26 protein-coding genes are annotated in these 20891 nt (G+C 59.6%); 13 read left to right on the top strand and 13 right to left on the bottom strand.

What is annotated here, in order from left to right; translation table 11 throughout:
• Nucleotides 1–5: 5 nt before the first annotated feature.
• Both F3J36_RS01515 and F3J36_RS01510 read right to left on the bottom strand, forming a co-directional pair.
• Nucleotides 6–170, bottom strand: coding sequence for a hypothetical protein (locus F3J36_RS01515; RefSeq protein ID WP_021506344.1), 165 nt, complete (start codon nucleotides 168–170; stop codon nucleotides 6–8).
• Between the two features lie 167 nt (nucleotides 171–337).
• Nucleotides 338–1858: an aldehyde dehydrogenase family protein gene (locus tag F3J36_RS01510; protein WP_021506345.1), complete on the bottom strand. Its 1521-nt coding sequence runs from the start codon at nucleotides 1856–1858 to the stop codon at nucleotides 338–340.
• Between the two features lie 272 nt (nucleotides 1859–2130).
• Here F3J36_RS01510 and F3J36_RS01505 point away from each other — a divergent pair, with 272 nt between their 5' ends.
• Nucleotides 2131–2694: a class I SAM-dependent methyltransferase gene (locus tag F3J36_RS01505; RefSeq protein WP_150361712.1), complete on the top strand. Its 564-nt coding sequence runs from the start codon at nucleotides 2131–2133 to the stop codon at nucleotides 2692–2694.
• Here F3J36_RS01505 and F3J36_RS01500 read toward each other — a convergent pair.
• Nucleotides 2682–3395, bottom strand: coding sequence for a glutamine amidotransferase (locus F3J36_RS01500; protein ID WP_166718700.1), 714 nt, complete (start codon nucleotides 3393–3395; stop codon nucleotides 2682–2684). The two genes, F3J36_RS01505 and F3J36_RS01500, sit on opposite strands and share 13 nt — an antisense overlap.
• Nucleotides 3396–3581: 186 nt before the next feature.
• Here F3J36_RS01500 and F3J36_RS01495 point away from each other — a divergent pair, with 186 nt between their 5' ends.
• Together F3J36_RS01495 and F3J36_RS01490 are read left to right on the top strand one after the other, a co-directional pair.
• The gene (locus F3J36_RS01495) at nucleotides 3582–4466 is read left to right on the top strand and encodes a DMT family transporter (RefSeq protein WP_166710260.1); all 885 of its coding nucleotides are present in this window, start codon (nucleotides 3582–3584) and stop codon (nucleotides 4464–4466) included.
• Between the two features lie 46 nt (nucleotides 4467–4512).
• Complete coding sequence (locus F3J36_RS01490; RefSeq protein ID WP_166718699.1) at nucleotides 4513–5874, top strand: CoA transferase; 1362 nt, start codon at nucleotides 4513–4515, stop codon at nucleotides 5872–5874.
• A 4-nt stretch (nucleotides 5875–5878) separates the two neighbouring features.
• On the opposite strand, the gene F3J36_RS01485 is transcribed toward F3J36_RS01490, so the two are convergent.
• Genes F3J36_RS01485 through ghrA form a run of 3 tightly spaced genes read right to left on the bottom strand, consistent with a single transcriptional unit; the run spans nucleotide 5879 to nucleotide 8159 of the window.
• Complete coding sequence (locus tag F3J36_RS01485; RefSeq protein ID WP_021506350.1) at nucleotides 5879–6436, bottom strand: molecular chaperone; 558 nt, start codon at nucleotides 6434–6436, stop codon at nucleotides 5879–5881.
• A 27-nt stretch (nucleotides 6437–6463) separates the two neighbouring features.
• Nucleotides 6464–7201, bottom strand: a complete 738-nt coding sequence (locus tag F3J36_RS01480) for a phosphatase (RefSeq protein WP_021506351.1) — start codon at nucleotides 7199–7201, stop codon at nucleotides 6464–6466.
• 19 nt (nucleotides 7202–7220) lie between these two features.
• On the bottom strand, nucleotides 7221–8159 hold the full coding sequence (ghrA, locus tag F3J36_RS01475; RefSeq protein ID WP_166718698.1) for a glyoxylate/hydroxypyruvate reductase GhrA: 939 nt from the start codon (nucleotides 8157–8159) through the stop codon (nucleotides 7221–7223).
• A gap of 207 nt (nucleotides 8160–8366) precedes the next feature.
• On the opposite strand from ghrA, the gene treA reads away from it, so the two are divergent.
• Both treA and F3J36_RS01465 read left to right on the top strand, forming a co-directional pair.
• Nucleotides 8367–10043 carry an alpha,alpha-trehalase TreA gene (gene treA, locus F3J36_RS01470; RefSeq protein WP_166718697.1) on the top strand — a complete coding sequence of 559 codons (1677 nt, stop codon included), beginning with the start codon at nucleotides 8367–8369 and terminating at the stop codon, nucleotides 10041–10043.
• A 245-nt stretch (nucleotides 10044–10288) separates the two neighbouring features.
• Entirely contained in the window at nucleotides 10289–12385 is a 2097-nt protein-coding gene (locus F3J36_RS01465) for a TonB-dependent siderophore receptor (protein ID WP_166718696.1), read from the top strand.
• Nucleotides 12386–12446: 61 nt separating this feature from the next.
• On the opposite strand, the gene F3J36_RS01460 is transcribed toward F3J36_RS01465, so the two are convergent.
• The gene (locus tag F3J36_RS01460; protein ID WP_021506355.1) at nucleotides 12447–12695 is read right to left on the bottom strand and encodes a GlsB/YeaQ/YmgE family stress response membrane protein; all 249 of its coding nucleotides are present in this window, start codon (nucleotides 12693–12695) and stop codon (nucleotides 12447–12449) included.
• Between the two features lie 184 nt (nucleotides 12696–12879).
• On the opposite strand from F3J36_RS01460, the gene F3J36_RS01455 reads away from it, so the two are divergent.
• The gene (locus F3J36_RS01455; protein WP_166718695.1) at nucleotides 12880–13614 is read left to right on the top strand and encodes a flagellar brake protein; all 735 of its coding nucleotides are present in this window, start codon (nucleotides 12880–12882) and stop codon (nucleotides 13612–13614) included.
• A gap of 89 nt (nucleotides 13615–13703) precedes the next feature.
• Nucleotides 13704–14831, top strand: a complete 1128-nt coding sequence (locus tag F3J36_RS01450; protein WP_088517699.1) for a mechanosensitive ion channel family protein — start codon at nucleotides 13704–13706, stop codon at nucleotides 14829–14831.
• Between the two features lie 15 nt (nucleotides 14832–14846).
• On the opposite strand, the gene emtA is transcribed toward F3J36_RS01450, so the two are convergent.
• Nucleotides 14847–15476, bottom strand: a complete 630-nt coding sequence (gene emtA / locus F3J36_RS01445; protein ID WP_072208977.1) for a membrane-bound lytic murein transglycosylase EmtA — start codon at nucleotides 15474–15476, stop codon at nucleotides 14847–14849.
• Nucleotides 15477–15638: 162 nt separating this feature from the next.
• Between emtA and ldcA the strand changes: the two genes are divergently transcribed.
• Nucleotides 15639–16562, top strand: a complete 924-nt coding sequence (ldcA, locus tag F3J36_RS01440; protein ID WP_166718694.1) for a muramoyltetrapeptide carboxypeptidase — start codon at nucleotides 15639–15641, stop codon at nucleotides 16560–16562.
• A 23-nt stretch (nucleotides 16563–16585) separates the two neighbouring features.
• Nucleotides 16586–17248: an MBL fold metallo-hydrolase gene (locus tag F3J36_RS01435; RefSeq protein WP_166718693.1), complete on the top strand. Its 663-nt coding sequence runs from the start codon at nucleotides 16586–16588 to the stop codon at nucleotides 17246–17248.
• Here the strand turns inward: F3J36_RS01435 and F3J36_RS01430 are convergent, their stop codons facing one another.
• Both F3J36_RS01430 and F3J36_RS01425 read right to left on the bottom strand, forming a co-directional pair.
• A complete protein-coding gene (locus F3J36_RS01430; protein ID WP_021506361.1) occupies nucleotides 17249–17662 on the bottom strand; it encodes a GNAT family N-acetyltransferase in 414 nt (137 codons plus the stop codon). It lies immediately after the preceding gene.
• A 21-nt stretch (nucleotides 17663–17683) separates the two neighbouring features.
• The gene (locus F3J36_RS01425) at nucleotides 17684–18067 is read right to left on the bottom strand and encodes a hypothetical protein (RefSeq protein ID WP_058757612.1); all 384 of its coding nucleotides are present in this window, start codon (nucleotides 18065–18067) and stop codon (nucleotides 17684–17686) included.
• 217 nt (nucleotides 18068–18284) lie between these two features.
• Between F3J36_RS01425 and F3J36_RS01420 the strand changes: the two genes are divergently transcribed.
• Complete coding sequence (locus F3J36_RS01420; RefSeq protein ID WP_010617204.1) at nucleotides 18285–18641, top strand: DUF4186 domain-containing protein; 357 nt, start codon at nucleotides 18285–18287, stop codon at nucleotides 18639–18641.
• Nucleotides 18642–18659: 18 nt separating this feature from the next.
• Here the strand turns inward: F3J36_RS01420 and F3J36_RS01415 are convergent, their stop codons facing one another.
• Nucleotides 18660–18839, bottom strand: coding sequence for a hypothetical protein (locus F3J36_RS01415; protein WP_031279245.1), 180 nt, complete (start codon nucleotides 18837–18839; stop codon nucleotides 18660–18662).
• A gap of 203 nt (nucleotides 18840–19042) precedes the next feature.
• Here F3J36_RS01415 and F3J36_RS01410 point away from each other — a divergent pair, with 203 nt between their 5' ends.
• A complete protein-coding gene (locus tag F3J36_RS01410; protein WP_166718692.1) occupies nucleotides 19043–19372 on the top strand; it encodes a hypothetical protein in 330 nt (109 codons plus the stop codon).
• Between the two features lie 61 nt (nucleotides 19373–19433).
• Entirely contained in the window at nucleotides 19434–19982 is a 549-nt protein-coding gene (locus tag F3J36_RS01405) for a hypothetical protein (protein WP_058769856.1), read from the top strand.
• Nucleotides 19983–20006: 24 nt separating this feature from the next.
• Here the strand turns inward: F3J36_RS01405 and F3J36_RS01400 are convergent, their stop codons facing one another.
• Nucleotides 20007–20213, bottom strand: a complete 207-nt coding sequence (locus F3J36_RS01400; protein ID WP_021506367.1) for a DUF2767 family protein — start codon at nucleotides 20211–20213, stop codon at nucleotides 20007–20009.
• 180 nt (nucleotides 20214–20393) lie between these two features.
• On the opposite strand from F3J36_RS01400, the gene F3J36_RS01395 reads away from it, so the two are divergent.
• Nucleotides 20394–20642 (top strand): DUF883 family protein, encoded by a 249-nt coding sequence (locus F3J36_RS01395; RefSeq protein ID WP_021506368.1) that lies wholly within the window; start codon nucleotides 20394–20396, stop codon nucleotides 20640–20642.
• 34 nt (nucleotides 20643–20676) lie between these two features.
• Here the strand turns inward: F3J36_RS01395 and F3J36_RS01390 are convergent, their stop codons facing one another.
• Nucleotides 20677–20874, bottom strand: a complete 198-nt coding sequence (locus F3J36_RS01390) for a hypothetical protein (RefSeq protein ID WP_166718691.1) — start codon at nucleotides 20872–20874, stop codon at nucleotides 20677–20679.
• Nucleotides 20875–20891: the final 17 nt, after the last annotated feature.

Here is a 20891-nt window from a genome sequence, read left to right as displayed (position 1 = left end):
GGCGCTCACACACCGCGCAGCTGCACATCCAGCAACAGATCGGCATCGTCGTCGTTCTGGCCAATCACGTAGATCGCCTGGCGGCCCGGCAGATTTACGGTAATGATATTCTCTTCGACCGCATCCAGCACTTCGTCGTGCTGCTCCTGAAAGTGGTACAGGGTGTTCATCTTCTCTCCTTAAAAACGGTGCGTTACTGTATAAACTCACGTCTCTTAATATCGACAAGACGCGTCTTAATAACAGGGGGAATAATCTGTTTTTTCTGTCAGCACTGTGACAGGGCTGTGTGACGTTGCCATGAAGGCGGCAGCGGCGCGCACCGCTGCCGGTTAAATCAGAAAAAGCCGAGAGGTTGCGTACTGTAGCTGACCAGCAAATTTTTGGTCTGCTGATAGTGATCGAGCATCATTTTGTGGGTTTCACGGCCAATACCGGATTTTTTATAGCCGCCAAACGCGGCGTGCGCCGGATAGAGGTGATAGCAGTTGGTCCAGACGCGACCGGCTTTAATCGCGCGACCTACGCGGTAAGCACGGTTAATATCGCGCGTCCACACGCCCGCACCGAGGCCGTAAATCGAATCGTTGGCGATGGCAATCGCTTCCGCTTCGTCTTTAAAGGTCAGCACGCCGACCACCGGTCCGAAAATCTCCTCCTGAAAAACGCGCATGCTGTTATCACCTTTCAGCAGCGTCGGCTGAATGTAGTAACCGCTGGCAAACGCCTCACCGATTTTCTCCACCCCGCCGCCGTGCAGCACCTGCGCGCCCTCCTGCTGAGCAATCTCCAGGTAAGAGAGAATTTTGTCGAACTGCTGCTGCGACGCCTGCGCGCCGATCATGGTCTCGGTGTCGAGCGGATCGCCACGCTTAATGGTCTGGATGCGCTTCATCACCGCCGCCATAAACGGCTCAAAAATCGACTCCTGCACCAGCGCGCGTGACGGACAGGTACAGACTTCACCCTGATTAAGGAAGCCCAGCACCACGCCTTCGGCCGCTTTTTCGATGAAGCTCTCCTCCGCCTGCATGATGTCTTCGAAGAAAATGTTGGGCGACTTGCCACCCAGCTCGACGGTGGACGGGATCAGGCTTTTTGCCGCCAGCTCAAGAATGTGGCCGCCGGTGGCGGTCGATCCGGTAAAGGCGATCTTGGCAATACCCGGATGCGAAGCCAGCGCCTCGCCGGCCTCTTTGCCGTAGCCGTGCACCACGTTAATCACGCCCGGCGGCACCAGGTCTTTAATCAGCTCCATCAACAGGGTTATGGAGAGCGGCGTCTGTTCGGCGGGCTTCAGCACCACGCAGTTACCGGCACCCAGCGCCGGCGCCAGTTTCCATGCTGCCATCAGCAGCGGGAAGTTCCACGGGATAATTTGTCCGACAACCCCAAGCGGCTCATGAAAGTGGTAGGCGGCGGTGAACTCGTCGATCTCTGCCGCAGTGCCTTCCTGGGCGCGCACGCAGCCGGCAAAGTAGCGGAAGTGGTCAACCGCCAGCGGCAAATCAGCCGCCAGGGTTTCACGCACCGGCTTACCGTTATCCCAGGTTTCATTGACCGCGATGGCTTCCAGATTGGCTTCCAGCCGGTCGGCAATTTTTAGCAGCAGCAGCGAACGTGCCTGCGGCGAGGTTTTGCCCCATGCGTCCGCAGCGGCCTGCGCGGCGGCCACGGCGTTGTCGATATCCTGTTTATCCGAGCGCGGGAATTCGCCGATGGTCGAACCGTTGATCGGCGTGGTGTTAACAAAATAGTTACCGTTCACCGGCGGAACAAATTCGCCGTTGATAAAGTTGCCATAACGCGATTGCAGATGGATGAGAGAACCGGTTTCTCCCGGAGCAGCGTAACGCATGGTGTTTCTCCTTGCGGGACAGAGTAGCGATTAACAACATTTAAACTTGTTATTAACATTGAGCGAACAATGCCAGCCTGTCAGATCGCTCAGCGGGAAACTGTGACCGCATCGAAGGAAAAGAGGGCATTAAGAAACTGCGCTGCCGTCACGCCATAACCTGCGCCTGTCGCAGACAGATAATTCCGAGTTTGGCCATAAGCGTGATGAAAAGCGGAACATGTGCGATTTGTGCGGTCAATATGAAGCAGACCCGTGAACAGGAGAACAAGATGCTGGCTTCAGCCCTGATGGTAATGCGCGCCAAAGCGAACTTCGTTCAGCAATTTATCCGCAATCCGCGCAAAATGGGCAGCATCACGCCCTCTTCAGCCGCCCTGTGTCGCGCCATGTGTGAAACGGTCAACTGGGAGCACAGCCTGCGCATTGCCGAGCTGGGCGCCGGCGACGGCGTGCTGACCCGTCATCTGCTGGCACATATGGCACCGCAGGCGCAGCTGGATGTGTTTGAAATCAGTCCCGAGCTGGTGAAAGGGTTACGTCGCTGGAACGATGCGCGCATGCAGGTGCGCGCCTGCTCGGCAGAGTATCTGTCCGGGGAGTACGACGTGATTTTTTCCGGCCTGCCGCTGCTGTCGCTGCCGCCCGTAACGCGCGACGCCATTCTCAGCGCAGTGCATGAAGGACTGGGGCCGCGCGGCGTGTTTGTCCAGTTTCAATACACCTCGCTGACCCAGCCCAGCCTGTCACGCTACTTCACCTGGCAGCGCCAGCGGGTGCTGAAAAATATGCCACCCGCCTGGGTTTATCGCTGCACGCGGCATTACGCGCCCTGAGCCTGCGCCTGCGGGCGCGTTTGCTGCCAGAAACGCTGCAGCAGCTCGCGCGCCCAGTCTTCGCCTGACAGCTGCGCGCCATCATCGCTAACGCCGGAAGGCAGGCAGGCGGTCATGATGTTATGGTCGAACTCCGGATGGAACTGCACTGACAGCGCCTGCGGCGAATAGCGCAGGATCTGACAACCATCCAGCGCTGAACGCGCCAGCACCTGTGCCTGCGGCGGCGGTATCAGCACCGACTGGCGGTGCGACAACCACGCCGGGAAGGCCTCCGGCAACTGTGCCAGCCACGGATCGCGGTGCGGGGTGCGCGTCAGGGTTTTCAGCCCGCGCTCCCAGCCGTTGGGGTTATCGCCCACTTTACCGCCCAGCGCATAGGCCATCAGCTGATGACCATAGCAAACGCCGAGCAGCGGCAGTTGCGCGTCGATGGCCGCACGAATCCAGGCGGCGGTGCGCTCGCTCCAGTCGGCGTGATCGGTCACCATCGCCCACGAACCGCTGAAAATCGCGCCGCTGATGCCAGAGAAAGCCGGCAGCTCTTCCCCGAGATGCGGCCGCACAATGACATAATCATCCGGCTGTAGCGCCAGGGCTGCAATAAACCACTGTGGTTGTTCACCAATTTTTGCCACCACCTGCGGCGGCGGCGTTTCCAGTTGAATCAGAGCAAGGGGTAAGGTGCGGGTCTGTGTCATGCCGAATACGGTCCTCAAATGATCGTGTTTCGGACATCCACTCTGACAGTAAATTTGCCCCCTGTCCTGGATTTTTCGGCATAAGCTAATGCCATTACGAAAAAAAGCGTCGCCCGCGTGCGCTAACCGATCGCCTTCGTGCCATCATTAGACGGTGACAACATCGATAAAACAAAGGACAGCAGCGTGGCGGTGCGGCATTTTTTTCTGGTTCTGATGGTGGTGTGCATCTGGGCGTTCAATAACGTGGCGATAAAGTGGGGATTGCTGGAGCTTCCGCCGCTGTTTCTGACCTGGATGCGCTTTGTGGTGGTGGCTATCGTGCTGGTGCCGTTTTGCCGCATCACGCGCGCCCAGCTGCCGTGGCTGCTAACGCTGGCGTTTACTTTTGGCTTCATGCACTTTTCGCTGCTGTTTGTCGGCATGCGCTATACCGATGCCGGCACCGGGGCCATTGTGGTCCAGTTGGGCACGCCGATTGCCATGCTGCTGGCGATGGTGGTGCTGAAGGAGAAACTGCGGCTGGTGCAGCTGTGCGGTATCGCCATCTCGCTGGCCGGGGTGGTGGTGCTCTCCGGCAGCCCGACAATTCCGGCGTGGTGGGTGCTGTGTATTCTGCTGTGCAGCGCCACTGGCTGGGCGGTGAGCAACATGATTGTGAAAAAGTCACCGCCGATTAAACCGCTGACGCTTACCGGCTGGATCTCCTTCCTTGCGGTGCCGATTGTCGGCGCGGCCTCGTGGCTGACTGAATCGCAGCAGTTTACCGCGCTGAGTCAGGCCGGCTGGCGCGGCTGGTTTGGCATCCTGTACAGCGCCCTCGCCTCGTCGATTGTCGCCTACACGCTGTGGTACGCGCTGCTGAAAAAATATAACGTCAACCTGATCATGCCCTACTCGCTGCTGACGCCGGTGCTGGCGGTACTGATGGGCGTGCTGGTGCTGGGTGACAGCATGAACAGCTTCAAAATCCTTGGAGCCTCGCTGGTGGTGCTGGGGACGGCGATTGCGGTGATTAACCTGCGTAACCTGCGCATGCATGCCCGCTTTCCGCGCCTGCGCCGCCGCTAATCCACTCTGCTATGCTTGAAGCTCGCGTGTTTTCCGGAGGTTTAGCATGGATTCTCAACGCGCTGCCGCATTGTGGCAGCAACTGTGGCAGGGATTGCGGGGTGCGGAACACGCGCCGACGATCCACTTTCTTCAGACCGACAGCTTCCCCTCGGCTTTTGCCGTTAGCGAACTCGCCGCCACCAGCATCGGCCTCGCCAGCCAGGCGCTGAGCGATCTGCTGGAGCGTCCGGCCCCGGTCAGCGTCAACGTCCGGCTGGCCTCGCGCTGGTTTCAGCACAGCCTGACGCCGCTGAACCGTCCGCCAGCCGCCCAGTGGGACGCGCTGGCCGGTGACTATCCGTGCGAGGATGGCTGGATCCGCCTGCACACCAACGCACCAAACCATCGCGCCGCCATGGCGCGCGTGCTGGGCGAGCACGCCGATCGGTCATCGCTGGCGGCGGTGGTGGCACGCTGGCAGGGACACGCGCTGGAGCAGGCCGTGGTCGACGCCGGCGGCTGTGCCGCCTGGATGCGCAGCGCACAGCAGTGGCAGCAGCACGCGCAGGGGCTGGCGGTAAGCGAAGAAGCGCTGATTGCTCAACGGGCAACCGGCGAAGCGCCCACGCCGGGCTGGGCGCTGCTGCCGGCGCGACCGCTGCTGGGCGTGCGGGTGCTGGATCTGACGCGCATCATTGCCGGACCGGTAGCGACCCGCTTTCTGGCCAGCCTCGGCGCGCAGGTGCTGCGCATCGATCCGCCCGGCTGGCGTGAACCGACGCTGGAAGAGGAGATCAACTGCGGCAAACGCTGCGCGCAGCTGGATATCACAACCCGCGCCGGGCGCGATCGGCTGATTACGCTGCTACAGCATGCGGATGTGCTGGTGCACGGCTACCGCGCGGACGCACTGGAAAAGCTGGGGCTGGATGCGGAGAGCCGTCAGCGGCTGGCGCCGGGGCTGGTGGATGTCAGGCTCAACGCCTGGGGCTGGCACGGGCCGTGGCGCAACCGGCGCGGTTTTGACAGCCTGGTGCAGATGGCCTGCGGCATCGCCGAACAGGGTATGCGCTGGCAGGCAGGCGTTAAACCGACGCCGCTGCCGGTGCAGGCGCTGGATCACGCCACCGGCTATATGATGGCGGCCGCGGTGCTGGAAGGATTACGCCAGCGCCGAATTAACGGCACCGGCTGGCAGGCGCGTTTGTCGCTGGCGCGTACCGCGCTGTTGCTTCAGCAACACGGCGCAGCGCCACAAGGCGAACAGCGTGGCATTACGCCGCAGCCGCACGATGCGCTGAGCGCGCTGGAGATCAATCGCTGGGGAATTGGCGAGCGCCTGCGCGCCGCGGCTTATCTGCCCGGTACGCCGATGCTGTGCGCGGCACCGGCGCAACTGCCCGGCAGCAGCCATCCCTGCTGGTGACGACTCAGGCGTCGTCGCCCTCTTCACGCAGTTCGTCATACATCGCCTGAATCGCCTCACGGCTCAGCGCCGCCAGCGTGCGATAAAACGCGGTGGTGGCGTGGGCTTCCACTTTACCGAGGAAGGCGCCGCACCACGGCAGCAGGTAGTCATCGAACAGCGCCAGCTGGGCCGCCGCCTCATCTTCTGCAGACTGATCTTCCAGCCAGGAGGCCGCCAGCAGCAGCACGCCAAAGTGATCGGCCGGCGACTCGCTCAGTGGCATACCGCGAGAGGTTAAAAACGCCCGCACCTCGGCTTCCTGCGGTCCGTTCGGCCACTGTGAGGCGTACGGCGGTACGCTGCAGTCGCTGCCGACGAACAGCGCGTTGTAATCCGCCGCCAGCGCCTGCGGATCGCTATTCTGCTGCAGCCGGGTCAGCAGTTCATCCTGCTCCAGCGGCCACTGATCTTTCAGTTTGCCTTCGCGCAGCAGGGTGAACAGCGGCACCAGCAGCGGGTCCTGCGGCTGGCGATTAAACAGCGAGCCGATGACGCGGCAGAGAATGGAAAACTCATTCATGCAACAGAATTCCTTGAGGCAAAAAAGTTAAAAGTCGGCAAATTCCGCAATGTGTTTGCCGGTGCGCTGTTCGAGAAAGTCGAGCAGGCGACGCGGCGTGACATTTAACACGCGATCCTGCGGAAAATCCACTTCGCGCGTAATACGCAGGCAGTGTTCGAAATCACCGAGGGTAAAGGCGGTGTGCGAATCGGAGCCAAACGCCAGCCGGCCACCGGCGTCACGCACCGCTTCCGCAATCGCGCGGCAGTTAGGTTCACTGCCCGGACGCGAATGGGTGAACGACGAGTTGTTGATCTCCAGCGCCACATCGTAGTGCGCGGCGGCTTCCGCGATGGCGCGAATATCCACCGGGAATTTTGGGTTGCCCGGATGGCTGATGATGTGCACCAGTCCGCTGGCCATGGTGGCGATCATCGCTTCAGTGTGGTGAGCCTTGTCGCGCGGTGCGTAGACCGGCTCATGGAAGCCGGCGACGATCAGATCCAGCGCATCCAGCATCGGCCCGCTGCAATCAATCTCACCCTGCTGATTTTTGATGTTGGCTTCAATGCCGCGCAGCACGCCGACGCCGTCAATCACGCGCGGCCAGATGCGCATATTGACAAAATGCCAGTAGTGCGGCGCATCGGCCATGTCCGGACCGTGATCGGTAATGGCGAACAGCTTCAGGCCGTTCTGTTTCGCCTGAGCGACGTAATCGTGCAGCGTGCTGTAAGCATGGGTGCTGGCCACGGTGTGCATATGTAAATCGACGGGATACATCCTCTTCTCCTCTGCTGAATTAATAGCCACGCTGGCGATCGACCAGACCGCGCGGCTGTTGGCCCTGCTCCAGTGCCGTGATGGCACCGGCAATATAGTCCATCGCCTCATGCGGCAAGGTGGTGGCGGCATTATGCGGGGTAATCATGACATGTGGATGAGACCACAGCGGACTCGCGGCCGGCAGCGGTTCCACCTGGAATACGTCCAGCGAGGCGGCGGCCAGCTGACCGCTCTCCAGCGCCGCCAGTAGATCGGCCTCAACCACGTGCGCACCACGCGCGAGGTTGAGGAAACAGGCGCCGCGCGGTAGCGCGCTAAGAAACGTGCCATCGATCAGGTTGCTGGTTTCCGGCGTGGCGGGCAGCAAATCAATCAGTATCTGCGTGCCGGCAAGGAATTCAGTTAGCTGCGCGCGGCCATGAAAGGTGCTGACACCGGCAATCTGCTTCGGCGAGCGGCTCCAGCAGCGCAGCGGGAAGCCCCACTGCTGCAGGCTCTCCAGTACGCTGCGGCCGAGCACGCCGGCCCCCAGCACGCCAATGGTAAAATTAGCACGTTCGCGGTCCGGCAGCGGCTGCCATAGCGCCTGTCGCTGCTGCTGTTGATAGTCGGCGAAGCGGCGGAACCAGCCCAGCACGCACCAGTTCGCATACTCCTGCATCTGGCGTGCCATGCCGGTGTCTTCCAGCCGGTAGAGCGGCACCGCATCAGCCAGCATCTCAGGGTGCGTGCGCAGCTGCCGCAAAATTTCGTCCACGCCGGCCCCCATGGCGAATACGCCACGCAGCGCCCGTCCCGCCAGCATCTCCACCGGCGGCGATCGCACAATGGCGTAGTCGGCAGGCGCACTGTCGCCCGGCTGCCAGTGGCGGATGCGCACTTCCGGCAGTCGCTGGCGCATGCCGTCCAGCCACGGCTGCGGATTCAGTGACGGGTGATACCAGATGATCTCCATACTGCTCTCCTTTTTTTTCTTTCAGCCTCAGTCAAATAGCGGCGCAGGGCAAGTAAAAACCCGCGCGGCACCGCAATTTTCCGGCGATTAATCGCGAAGGCTTCACATTTCCGCCGCTGCAAAAGGCTAAGCGGCGCGTTAACGTCTAAAGTTGTTCGGGTGGTCAATGCGTTAGCGCACCACCTTTTCGGACAAGGAGAAAAACCGATGATAAAAAATGTAGTGTTTACGCCTGCGCGTCTTACCCTATTGCTCAGCGCGGCGCTGCTGAGCGCGTCTGCTGTGCACGCTGAGGATAACAGCCGCATGCTCAGCGCCCAGCCGCAGCCGCCGGATGTGCGACTCGGCCCACTATTCAGTGCCGTGCAGCAGGCCAGATTTTATCCGGACCAGAAAACCTTTGCCGATGCGGTCCCCAAATATGACCCGGCGTCGATTCTCGCCGACTGGCAGATGCAGAAGAATCAGCGTAATTTCGATCTCAGGCGCTTCGTGGACACCAACTTCATCCTGCCCAAAGCGCAGGATAAATACGTGCCGCCCGCCGGCCAGAGCCTGCGCGCGCACATCAATGGGCTGTGGCCGGTACTGACGCGCAGCACGCCAACGGCCAGCCAGTACGATTCGCTGCTGCCACTGCCGAAACCGTACGTGGTGCCAGGCGGGCGTTTCCGCGAAGTCTATTACTGGGACAGCTACTTCACCATGCTAGGGCTGGCAGAGAGCGGCCACTGGGATCGGGTGCAGGATATGGTGGACAACTTCGCCAGCGAGCTGGACAAGTACGGCCACATCCCTAACGGCAACCGCAGCTACTATCTCAGCCGCTCGCAGCCGCCGTTCTTCAGCCTGATGGTGGATTTGCTGGCCAGCCACAAGGGAGACGATGTCTACCGCCAGTATCTGCCGCAGCTGCAAAAAGAGTATGACTACTGGATGGCGGACAGCGACAAGGTGGCTGCCGGCCAGGCGAGCAAGCGCGTGGTGAAGCTGAGCGACGGCACCCTGCTCAATCGCTACTGGGATGACCGTGACGTGCCGCGCACCGAATCCTGGCTGGACGATGTCAACACCGCGAAAAAAGCGCCTGAGCGCAATAAACAGCAGGTGTATCGCGATCTGCGCGCCGGCGCCGCCTCGGGCTGGGACTTCAGCTCACGCTGGTTCACCGATGCGCACAATCTGGCCTCGATTCGCACCACCCAGCTGGCCCCGGTGGACCTCAACAGCCTGCTGTTCCACCTGGAGCAGACGCTGGCGAAAGCCGCGAAGCTGGCAAAACAGAATGATAAAGCGCAGCAGTTTGCGGCGGATGCAGAGAAGCGCCAGGCGGCAATCAATCGTTACCTGTGGGATGACAAACAGGGCTGGTATGCCGACTACGATGTCCAGAAAAAGCAGGTGCACAATCAGCTCACCGCCGCCACGCTGTTCCCGCTGTATATGCAGCTGGCGGGCGACAAACAGGCGGAACGCACCGCTGCCGCCGTGGAAAAACAGCTGCTGAAACCAGGCGGGCTGGTCACCACGACGGTAAACAACGGCCAGCAGTGGGATGCGCCTAACGGCTGGGCCCCGCTGCAGTGGGTAGCGGTCGAAGGTCTGGAGCACTACAAGCAGAACCAGCTGGCGCAGCAGATCGGTCAGCGCTTCCTGCAAAATGTGCAGCAGACTTACGATCGCGAGCACAAGCTGGTCGAGAAGTATGTGGTCGACGGTGCCCAGCTGGGCGGTGGTGGCGGCGGCGAGTATCCGCTGCAGGACGGCTTTGGCTGGACCAACGGCGTAACGCTGAAGCTGCTGGATAAGTATTGTCCGAAAGATAAAACCTGTAACAGCACGCGCGACATCCCCTCAATGCCGACGCTAAACGCGGCGAAATAACCCTGACGTCAGGTGCGCCGCCGTGCGCACCTGCTTCTCAGGCCCGATGCCACAGCCAGGCGATGACCACGCCCGGTGCTGCGGCATCCCCCCTGCGCATCACACTTTTCCATTACTTATCTTTTACATCTTGAAACACCCCTTACTAAAAGATAATAATTCTCAATCTTAAAATGACTCTTTTTCTCATCATTAACCGCCGCGCTGGTGTGGTGCGGCTTTTGTTCTCAGCCAAAGGAATCATTATGACCGCGCTGTTCCCCCTCAACCGTGGCCGGCTGCTGTGCGCGCTGGCGCTGGCGTTTCCGGCACTCGGCGTAGCCGAACCCTCTCTGGTGGTCACCGCACAGCCGCAGGAGAGCGCCACCTCGCCTACGGCGGGCTATCTCGCCACCCGCAGCGGCGCCACGAAAAGCGATCGTCCACTCGTCACCACGCCGCAGTCCATTTCTGTGGTGACGCGTCAGCAGATTGACGATCAGGGCGCGCAGGATCTGAACCAGGCGCTGGGCTATACCCCGGGGGTTTTCACCAACTTTGGTGGCGCGGCCACGCGTTACGACACCATTTCGCTGCGCGGTTTCCACGGCGGTGACGTCGACAACACCTTCCTTGACGGTCTGCGCGTGATGAGCGACGGCGGCAGCTTCAACATCCTGCAGGTGGATAACTGGTTCCTTGACCGCATCGACGTAATTAAAGGCCCCTCTTCTGCCCTTTATGGTCAGACGGTGCCAGGCGGGCTGGTGAACATGGTCACGAAGCGGCCGCAGTTTGCTTCGCAGGGCCATTTACGCTTCGCCACCGGCAGCAATGCCAGTAACAGCGCCGCCTTTGATTACACCGATGCGATTAACGATCAATGGGCGTACCGCCTGACCGGCATCACGCGCAACAGCGATACCCAGTACGACCACACGCGCGAAGAGAAATACGCGCTGTCACCCCAGCTGCTGTGGCAGCCGGATGAAGACACCAGCCTGCTGCTGCGTGCTTATCTGCAAAAAGATCCCTCAGGCGGCTATCACGGCTCGGTGCCGGCGGAAGGCACACTCTATAGCCACAATGGTCGCTGGCTGAGCGACGGCTTCTATGAGGGCGACAGCGCGCTGGATCAGTTCAAACGTCATGAGCAGATTTACGGCTACGACTTCTCGCACCGTTTCGATGAGGTATGGTCGGTGCACAGCACCGGCAGCTACAGCCATTCCAGCGTGGCGCTCGACCAGGTGTACCAGATTGGCTGGAACAGCGACAATCCGGACCTGCTCAATCGCTACTACTCCGGTGAGCGCTCTTCGCTCAGCGCGTGGGCGACTGATAACCAGCTGCAGGCGGAGTTTGCCAGCGGTGCGCTGCAGCATCGCGTCACGCTCGGCGCGGAGTATCACCGCTATAAAAATGATTTGAGCGACGCCAGCGGCGCTGCCTCACCGCTGAATGCCTGGAGCGGCGAGGCCATCGGCAGCCAGCCGGATTACCTCTGGACAGCGCAGACGCGCCGCTACTATCAGAGCGGCCTCTATCTGCAGGATGAGATGGCGTGGCAGCGCTGGCATCTGGATTTGTCTGGTCGCTATGACCGCATCGTGTCAGAGAATGGCAATAGTCGTCGTCAGGACGATCACGTCAGCGGCCGCGCCGCGCTGCTGTACGCCTTTGATAACGGGGTGTCGCCGTACGTCAGCTGGAGCCAGGCGATTACCCCGGCTTCGCTGACCGATCCCGACGGGAATCAGCTGAAACCGACCACCTCAGAACAGTATGAAGCCGGGGTGAAATACCAGCCGAACGGCACGCGCGATCTCTACAGCGTGGCCCTGTACGATCTGACGCAGAACGATGTGGCCAACCGTAACGTGCAGGACGGCACCTACACCCCGTCCGGCAAAGTGCATGCGCAGGGCATTGAACTGGAGGCGCGCAGCCAGCTGACCGAACGGTTCAGCACCGTCGCCGGTTATACGCTCAACCATCTGCGCTTTAAGGATTCCGTGGACGGCAACGATGGCCATACGCCGTACGTCACGCCAAATAGCATGGCGTCGCTGTGGGGGCATTATCAGTTTGATTACGGCCTGAGCGCGGGTGCCGGGGTGCGCTATATTGGCCGCCAGTGGGCCGATAACGAAAACACCACCCGTTTGCCGTCGGTGACCCTGTTTGACGCCTCACTGCGCGCCGATCTGGGCGCGTGGCAGTCGAGCCTGAAAGGTGCCTGGCTGCAGCTGAATGCCCGCAATCTGACGGATAAAAAGTATCTGGCAGCCTGCTACGGCACCGGTTACTGCTATCGCGGCGCGGAGCGGACGCTGACCGCCACAATCGGCTACGATTTCTGACGACATAAAAAATCCGCAGCCCCGGACGGGACTGCGGATCTTGTTGAATCGTGATTTGGCGTCAGCTGCGGACTTTACGGTAGATCCACAGCACCACAATGGCACCGATCACCGCGACCACGAAGCTGCCAAAGTTGAAGCCGTCGACCCGGCCAAAGCCGAACAGGGTACTGATCCAGCCGCCCACCACCGCACCGACAATCCCGAGTACCACGGTCAAAATAAATCCGCCGCCATCTTTACCTGGCATGATCCATTTAGCGATAATCCCGGCAATCAGACCAAAAATAATCCATGAAAGAATACCCATTTGCTGCTCCTTACGTTATGAATCAAGGTGTTCATCGCGCTAAGTATAGCCGGGAATTTTTTCTCTGCTACATCAACATCATGATGAATTCGTTCACGCCGGCTAAAGCTTTTACCGCCCCGGTCGATAACCGACGAAGAGCAGTGGCACTCGTAAAATAGCAATCGGACAGGTGGAGCAGGACGTGAAAGACGCCGATAAAGAACAATATCTCAAGCGCGGTACGCTGGCGGTGTTGAACGTGATGAAGGATTTGTTGCGTTATCAAACCCTGCTGATGGTCAATTTCTCCCGTGGTCAGTTCATCAGCCGGCTGCTGGCCGCGGATGAAGATCGGGTGATTTTTGATCTCGGCAGCAACGCGCTGGACAATGATTTGGCACTGCAGGGTGGCGAAGTGAATATTGCGGCCGAAACCCACGGTGCCAAAGTGGAGTTTGGGCTGCAGGGATTAACCAGCATCGATTATGACGGCCTGCCCGCCTTTGCCGCCACGCTGCCCGACCTGGTGTGGCAGATTCAGCGCCGGGAATTCTTTCGCGTCAACGCGCCGCTCGAACCAGTATTCTACTGCCACAGCCAGTGGCCGGACGGCAGTACCGCGCGCTTTCGCCTGCAGGATCTGTCGCTTGGCGGCGTCGGCGTGTTGCTGGATGAGGCGCTGCCGGAAGGTCTTAACCGTGGCGATACCTTCAAAAAGCTGCGCGTTGAGCTGGGCGAATATGGCCAGTTCGAAGTGACCGCACAGCTGCTGCACATCGGCGAGCGCAGCACCGTGACCAGCAAGAACGAAACCCGCATCACGCCGCGGCTTAGCTTCCGTTTTACCGCCATCGAACCGGTGCAGGAGCGTCAGCTGCAGCAGGTGATTTTTGCGCTGGAGCGGCTGGCGCGCGACAAGGCCAATCGCTTCCAGTAAACCGCCGGCGTCCCGCGCGACGCCAGCGTAGTCTATGCTTTCTCCTTGCACATTCTTTTCACCGGCTCCCAGCAAGGAGATTCTCCCCAATGGAAAACTGGCTTTCTGCCCATCGTTTACAACTTATCTTTCTCAATCAAAACTTCTGGATTAATAGCGCCATCATCGTGTTCGGCACGCTGATTGTTTACTGGCTGCTGCGCACCGTCATCCGCTTTGTCTCTAACCGTATCGCCCACTATAGCGAACAGCGCCACGTGCGTTTCACCGGCATTCTGGTGGAGATTCTGCGCAGCACCAGTCAGCTGCTGCTGCTGATCTTCTCGCTGCTGATAACGCTGAAATTTGTCGATCTGCCGGACAGCTGGAGCGTCGCCATCGCCCACGGCTGGTTCCTGGCGCTGATTCTGCAGCTCACGCTGTGGATCGACGGCGGCATTCGCCTGTGGCTGCACTCGTTGCTGCGCGATCCGCTGCACGTGCGCAATCCGGTCACCACGGTGATCCTCGGTATTCTGCTGCGCGTCGTGGTGTGGGTGATGATGCTGCTGGCGATCCTCTCCAATATGGGGATCAATATCACCGCGCTGGTGGCCAGCCTCGGCGTCGGCGGTATCGCCATCGCGCTGGCGATTCAGACGGTGCTGAGCGATGTGTTCGCTTCGCTGGCGATTGGCTTCGATAAGCCCTTTGAGCACGGCGACTTTATTGTGTTCGGCGACATCGCCGGCTCCATTGAGCACATTGGCCTGAAAACCACCCGGCTGCGCAGTCTCGGCGGCGAACAGATTGTCTGCTCCAACACCATTCTGCTGCAGCAAACCATCCACAATTACAAACGCATGCAGCAGCGGCGCATCGTGTTTAAGTTCGGGATTAATTACGGCACGCCGGCGGAGAAAGTGCGGCAGATTGGCGGCATGGTGCAACGCATCATTGAAGGCGTGCCGGACACGCGTTTTGATCGCGCCCATTTCCTGTCGTTTGACGAATCGCAGCTGACGTTTGAGGTGGTCTATTTCGTGCTGAGCGCCGATTACAACAAATACATGGACATCCAGCAGGAGATTAACCTGCAACTGATGGCGCAGCTGGAGCAGAAGCAGATTCGTTTCGCCTTCCCGATGCGCCGCGTGGAGTTCACCGGCGGCGTGCTGCCGCGCATTAACCTCAGCGATGCCTCAAATGAGGCTGCGGCAGAGCGCGCACAGCACTGAGCCCCGCCAGCGGCATTAGCCGATGGTGCGATAGGCGGTGGTGACTTTCCACAGGTAGCGCGGCGCCTGGGCGGCCGGATGCTTGTTCTGCACGTGCTGGTAGAACTCATCCGGCGTCATAGCGTTGATCATTGCAATGGCGCGATCGCGGTCGCGCGAGAAGGTGCGCAGCAGCGCGCCGGCACCGTTGGCATAGGAAACAATGGTGGCATAGCGCAGCGTCAGCGGATCGCGAATGCCCGCCAGCGCGGAATCCTGCAGAATCCGGATATAGGCCGCGCCGATATCAATATTTTTCGCCGGGTCGCGCAGTTCGGAGTTACTCGGCTGGCCGTGGCGTCCCTGTGCGCGATACACCTCGCGTCCGGCGGTGGCGGCTTTGATCTGCATCAGCCCGACCGCGTTAGAACGGCTTACCACGGTTGGGTTGCCCCCGGATTCGACACTAATAATGGCGCTGATCAGCTTCTCATCAACGCCATAATGACTGGCGGCATCTTCGGTAAACAGTGACCATGCATCATTCACTTTCGACGGCGGCGCCTGGGTTAATGGCGTATTCTTCTCCGGCGTCACCGGTTTTTCCGGCTCGCTGGCACAGCCAGCCAGCAGCAAAGCAGACAGCATAAGTAGTCGAATTTTCACTGATTTTCGGTTCCGCTATAAGATTGGCGCAAGCTATCATAACCATGACGGTAAAAGGTAAAATTACCGTTTATCCTAAATACGTAAAAACCTTGTGCTACCGTGACTTCGGTAACGCATTTCGTCATCATCGGCAGGCCAACAGACAGCAGGATGGAAGTTATGCTCGCCCCTCGTTCAATACGCCTCATCGCCCCTTCCGGTTATTGTCACAATCAGGATGCCGCCCGCCGTGCGGTGGAGCGCCTGCAGGCGGAAGGCCATCAACTGCAAAACCCGGAAGCCATTACGCGCCGCTGGCAGCGTTTTGCCGGTGATGACGCGCAGCGCCTGCAGGATGTGAATGCGCTGGCGTCGCTGGCGTCGCTGCCGGATATCGTACTGGCGGTGCGCGGCGGCTATGGTGCCTCACGCCTGCTCGATCACCTCGACTATGTGGCGCTGCAACGTCGCCTGCTTAATCAGCCGGTCGCGCTGTGCGGCCACAGTGATTTCACCGCTATTCAGCTGGCGCTGCTGGCGCAAACCGGGCTAATCACCTTCAGTGGACCGATGCTGGCCGGCAATTTTGGCGCGGAGGCTTTATCTGAATTTACCGTCAGCCACTTTTGGCAGGCGCTAACATCTCCTACAGTCAATCTGGCGTGGCACAGCGCCAGTCCGAATCGCGGCCGCTGGCAGGGCACGCTGTGGGGCGGCAATCTGGCGATGATCTGCTCCCTGATTGGCACGCCGTGGCTGCCGCAGATTGAAGACGGCATTCTGGTGATCGAGGATGTGAATGAGCATCCGTTCCGCATTGAGCGTATGCTGATTCAGCTGCAGCAGAGTGGTATTCTGGCGCGCCAGCGCGCCATTGTCACCGGCAGCTTCACCAGCACCGCCCTGTCCGATTACGATAACGGCTTTGATTTCGCCACGGTGTGGCAGCGGTTGCGTGACGAGTACCAGATTGCAGTGATCAGCGATCTGCCGTTTGGCCATGATGCCGATACCGTGACGCTGCCGCTTGGCGCCAGCGCCACGCTTGAGATTGACCAGGGCGCCGCGCGGTTAGCTTTTACCGGCCATCCGACGTTGCGCTGACGTGTTGCCGCAGGAGACCGCTATTGAAGCCGCTGTACGAAGACTTGTGGATCTCCACGCCGGAATTTCCCGCCGAAGAGACGGCTAATGATTTAATGATGCACGGGTTTATGCTGCGCCATCCGCGCGGCAACCTGTTGATTGGCCGCGTTGAGCAGCTGCTGGATCATGAAGTGCTCGCGGACGCGGGCGGCGTGATTCGCCACTATTTTACCCACTGGCACGAAGCCGCGCCGGGCGCGCGGGCCATTCAGCAGCGCTTCAATAGTGCGCTGTATTGCCACAGTCGCTCGCTCGGCCCGGTGAGCCTGGTGATTGAGCCGGACGAAACCTTTACGCATCAGGACGTGCACTTTGGCGACTTTCACCTGCTGCCCACGCCGGGCCACACGCCGGGCAGCTGCAGCTACCTGTATCACTCACCGCTCGGCCAGACCTACCTGTTTGTCGGCGACACCCTGACGCGGGATTACCATCGCTGGATCAGCGTGCTGGTGCCGGACAGTAATCCTGCGGAGCTGCAGCAGTCGCTGGAGCTGTACCGCTCGCTGCGTCCGGATGTGGTGCTGATGAGCACCACGCGCGGACATTTCTCCTGGGCGAAGGTCGATTTACAGAGCTGGCTGGCCGCGATTGATGAAGCGGAACAGTCGCCGCTGGACCTGCGCCAGCAGCCACTGCTGTGATTACAGCGTCTTGCTCAGATAGTGACGCTGATGTTCGCGCGGATAGTGATCAAGGCTAAAACGTAGCGTATAGCCAAGCTTTTCATAAAACGGCCGCGCCTGAAAGCTGGCGGTATCCACCTGCGCGTAACGGCAGCCGCGTGCGCGGGCTTCCTGTTCGGCAGCCTGAATCAGCTGGCTGCCGGCGCCCTGCCCGCGTAACCCATCGCTGACCCACAGCATATCAATGCGTAACCAGTTGCCATAGGTTGAACCCGTAAGTCCCGCCAGCTTTTTCCCGGCGCCGTCTTTAATGAACACACCGATGGCTTTCATCTCATTGACGTCAATAAAGCGGCTGTTGAAGGCGTTCAGGCCGAGGCGCATTTCATCCAGATCCTGATGCGTGACGCTATCCGTAACGCTTAATTGCATGGTCGGCTCCTTGTGGCGGCATTATGAAGAGGGGTGCTGGCGGTCGTCGTAGCGCTCCAGCGACAGAATATCAGCATCGCGTTTTTCCGTGCGGTTGCAGGGCAACAGCTTATCGCTGTCGGCGTAGACGAAAAAGGTTTCGCCGCTGTTTTTATTCACGATCAGCTGATCGCCATTGCGGAAACGGGTAATGGCGACCTTATCGCCGTCCTGCAGACGCGTGCGCTGCTGCCCGGCGGCAATCTGGAAATGCCGGGTTGGCCACATCAGCGTGCTGAGCCCGTAGGCGGCACGCGATACCGTCATGGTGGGGCGGCCCGGGCAGGTAATCTGGAATTCGCTTTCGCTCCACGCGGGGGCAATCTGGCAGGCCATCAGGAGCGCGGCAAGGGTTATCGCCTTCATGGGGTTCTCCACTGAGGTTAGATCATGATTTTACAGGAATTTAATTGGCCAGAGGGTAACATACAACCGCCGCCGGTGCGGTAATCTGCGACCGCGGGTCAGCCAGTGCGGGCAGGAAGAACGCCTCCACATCGCTGATTTTGTGAGGTTTTATGCGATCGGGATATCTTTGTAACGAGTTAAGTAAAATGCGCTAAGATCGCGTCAGGAGGATGTTATGCGAGATGAACAGGCATTATTCGCGCGGCTGGCGCAATCGCCGTTTCGCCGCCGCTTCCATTTAGGCGCGAAAGAGCGACAGTACTGTATTGAGAAAGGCCCGGCGGTGATCGACCAACACGCGGCCGATTTTATCCAGCAAAGACTGGCCGCAGCCGAACCAAAGAATGATGGCAAACAGACGCCAATGCGCGGCCATCCGGTATTTATCGCCCAGCACGCCACGGCAACCTGCTGCCGCGGCTGTCTGGCAAAATGGCATGGCATTGCTGCGCATCAGCCGTTAACGGCAGAGCAGCAGCAATATATGGTGCGGGTGATTCACCGCTGGCTGGTGGGTGAAATAAATGGTTAAGACCGGAATGGGATGGAGCTACTCTGCCGCGACCTGCGCGGCCACCAGCATCAGCGCCAGTCCGGCATCGTCTGGATCGAAACGCTGCATAACTTCATGGATCGCCGTCACGCAGTTCATCACCTGCTGTTTTTTGTCGGCGTCTAACTTATCAATCGCGTGCTGAAGAATCATTAAACTGGCTTCTTCTTCTCTCATGGATTTACCCTTGTTTTGCTTACCTGGTGCGCAACGCTGGCAAGAATAACGTTTATCTGCTAGCAAAGTCACCCCTTTACATGCTTACCGCTTAACGATTAAACAAATGGCAAATGGGCAGTGGCGTCAGACATGCTATGATCGGATCAGTGGCGCGCATCGTCAGGCCAGCATAAATCAGGGAATGCACCAGGAACAGGACCATGTTAAGACTCAGTTTTCTACTCACAATTATCCTGCTGGCTGGCTGCAGCTCCACGCCGAAAGGCGTCGATTGCCCCGGCGAGGTCGCAACGCTCTATGGTCAGTCGCTGGGCCACACCGAAGGGCGCATTTTCGATTTGGTGAATTCGTTTTCGGTGGCGCGCGATGGCGTAACGCTGAGCAGCGGCGCACTGCACTCCACCGACCGTTTCCGCTATGTCCCTTCTGGCGTGACGCCGGAAGGCTTTTATGCACAGCGGCTGAGCGACAAGCAGTTCCGCCTGATCAACCCGGCGCGTAACACCATGATTACCTGGACGTGTCCATAAGCCGTGCGTGGCGCGCGCAGATGGTTTATTGTCAGCGTTTGTCATGCTGCGGACCTGCATTATGGAAAAGAGTCTGGACAATAACGGTTATATCGATTTCCCCTTTCCGGCCACCCGAGACGCGGATGGCTCGGTCAACCCTTGCGGTTTTGACCTGACGCTGGAAACCGATCGCATTGATGAGATCGCCGCCGGTAAACATTCTGAAAATTTGCGTCGTCTGCTGGAAGAGGTCAATCTGCAGGATGGCCTGTTTATGACGCTGGCCTGTGACTGGCAGCAGCGCGCAGATGGCGTGTGCGGCTTTCTCGATGTGGCGTTCCGCCCCACGCTGGACTGTAGCAGCGAAGAGACACAGAGCCTCGATCAGTTCTTTGAGATGTATCTGCGCCGCCAGGAGCAGCAGCACAGCATGCCACGCGACGCGCTGGTCAACTATGCGCGCGCGGTGCTGGACTGGAGCTGGTCGCCGCTGCAACAGCGCCATCGCCGTTATGAGAAGGTCACCATTCGCTATTACTGCCAGCAGGCGGACGATGCCGAATGGTGTTTTGATCATCTGCGCCACTTCCTGGTGAGCTGGTACCCGGCGTATCGCGGCCAGCAGTGAGGGCGTCCGCGTGACGCCCTGCGCCTACGGTCGTACCAGACGAATCGCGTGTTCCAGCATACGCTGTTCATCGCGTTCGTCGTGGGCGCGATCGTGGCGCGTACGCTGCAGCAAACGGGCAATCTCCTCCCGTCTGGTTTCATGACCGCACTCGGAAAGGACAATCACCGCATCACCAATCACCCGGCAAACTTCATCGTAATCGTCTTCATTCAGGATATCGCGTTTCATTTCTCCTCCGTTCAGTGAGCGCTGCGTGAGGTTCGCGCAGCTTAGCGTGGTCCTTACCAGGTATGGACAGCAATGCCGATTCCTGCAAACCACTGTTACATCCTGAAAAGGCACCAGGTTGCTGGTCTGCACTTCTCTGTCTACGCTGAAAGAGACATTCACCACTCTCAGGGAGTCAATATGACCGATAAAGCGGAAGCAAAATTGAATGAAGCGGCGGGTGCCGTACAGGAAAAATTTGGCGAGTTCACCGGTTCACGCCGCCATCAGGCACGCGGTGCCGCGCGACGCTATCCGGCGCAGGCCAGTTATGCGGTGCAGGATGCAGCAGACTGCGTGGTGAGATCGGTACGCGACAACCCGGCGACCGGGCTGGCCGTTGCCGCCAGCATCGGCGTGATTGTCGGTTTCCTGCTGGGCCGTAAATAATCCCCGGCGATCGGGGCCCGTGCGGCCCCGATACTCAATGCCGCTGCGGCACGCCGTCCCGTCGTTCCTGAATATGTTCATCCGGCGTCTCGGCGACATCTGCCGTACTGCTGTGCCCGGCCAGGTGGCGCCCATGCTGCCCCGCCATCACCACAGGCCCTACCGGTAATTGTGCACTGGCCGCCAGTGATAGCAGCAATAAAAACCATCCCGTCAGTAACGTTCTTCCCATCCTGCCCGCCTTACACG

Source organism: Pantoea sp. Cy-640 (assembly GCF_011752635.1).
Taxonomy (GTDB): Bacteria; Pseudomonadota; Gammaproteobacteria; order Enterobacterales; family Enterobacteriaceae; genus Pantoea; species Pantoea dispersa.
This window is presented reverse-complemented; position numbering and strand designations above follow the sequence as displayed.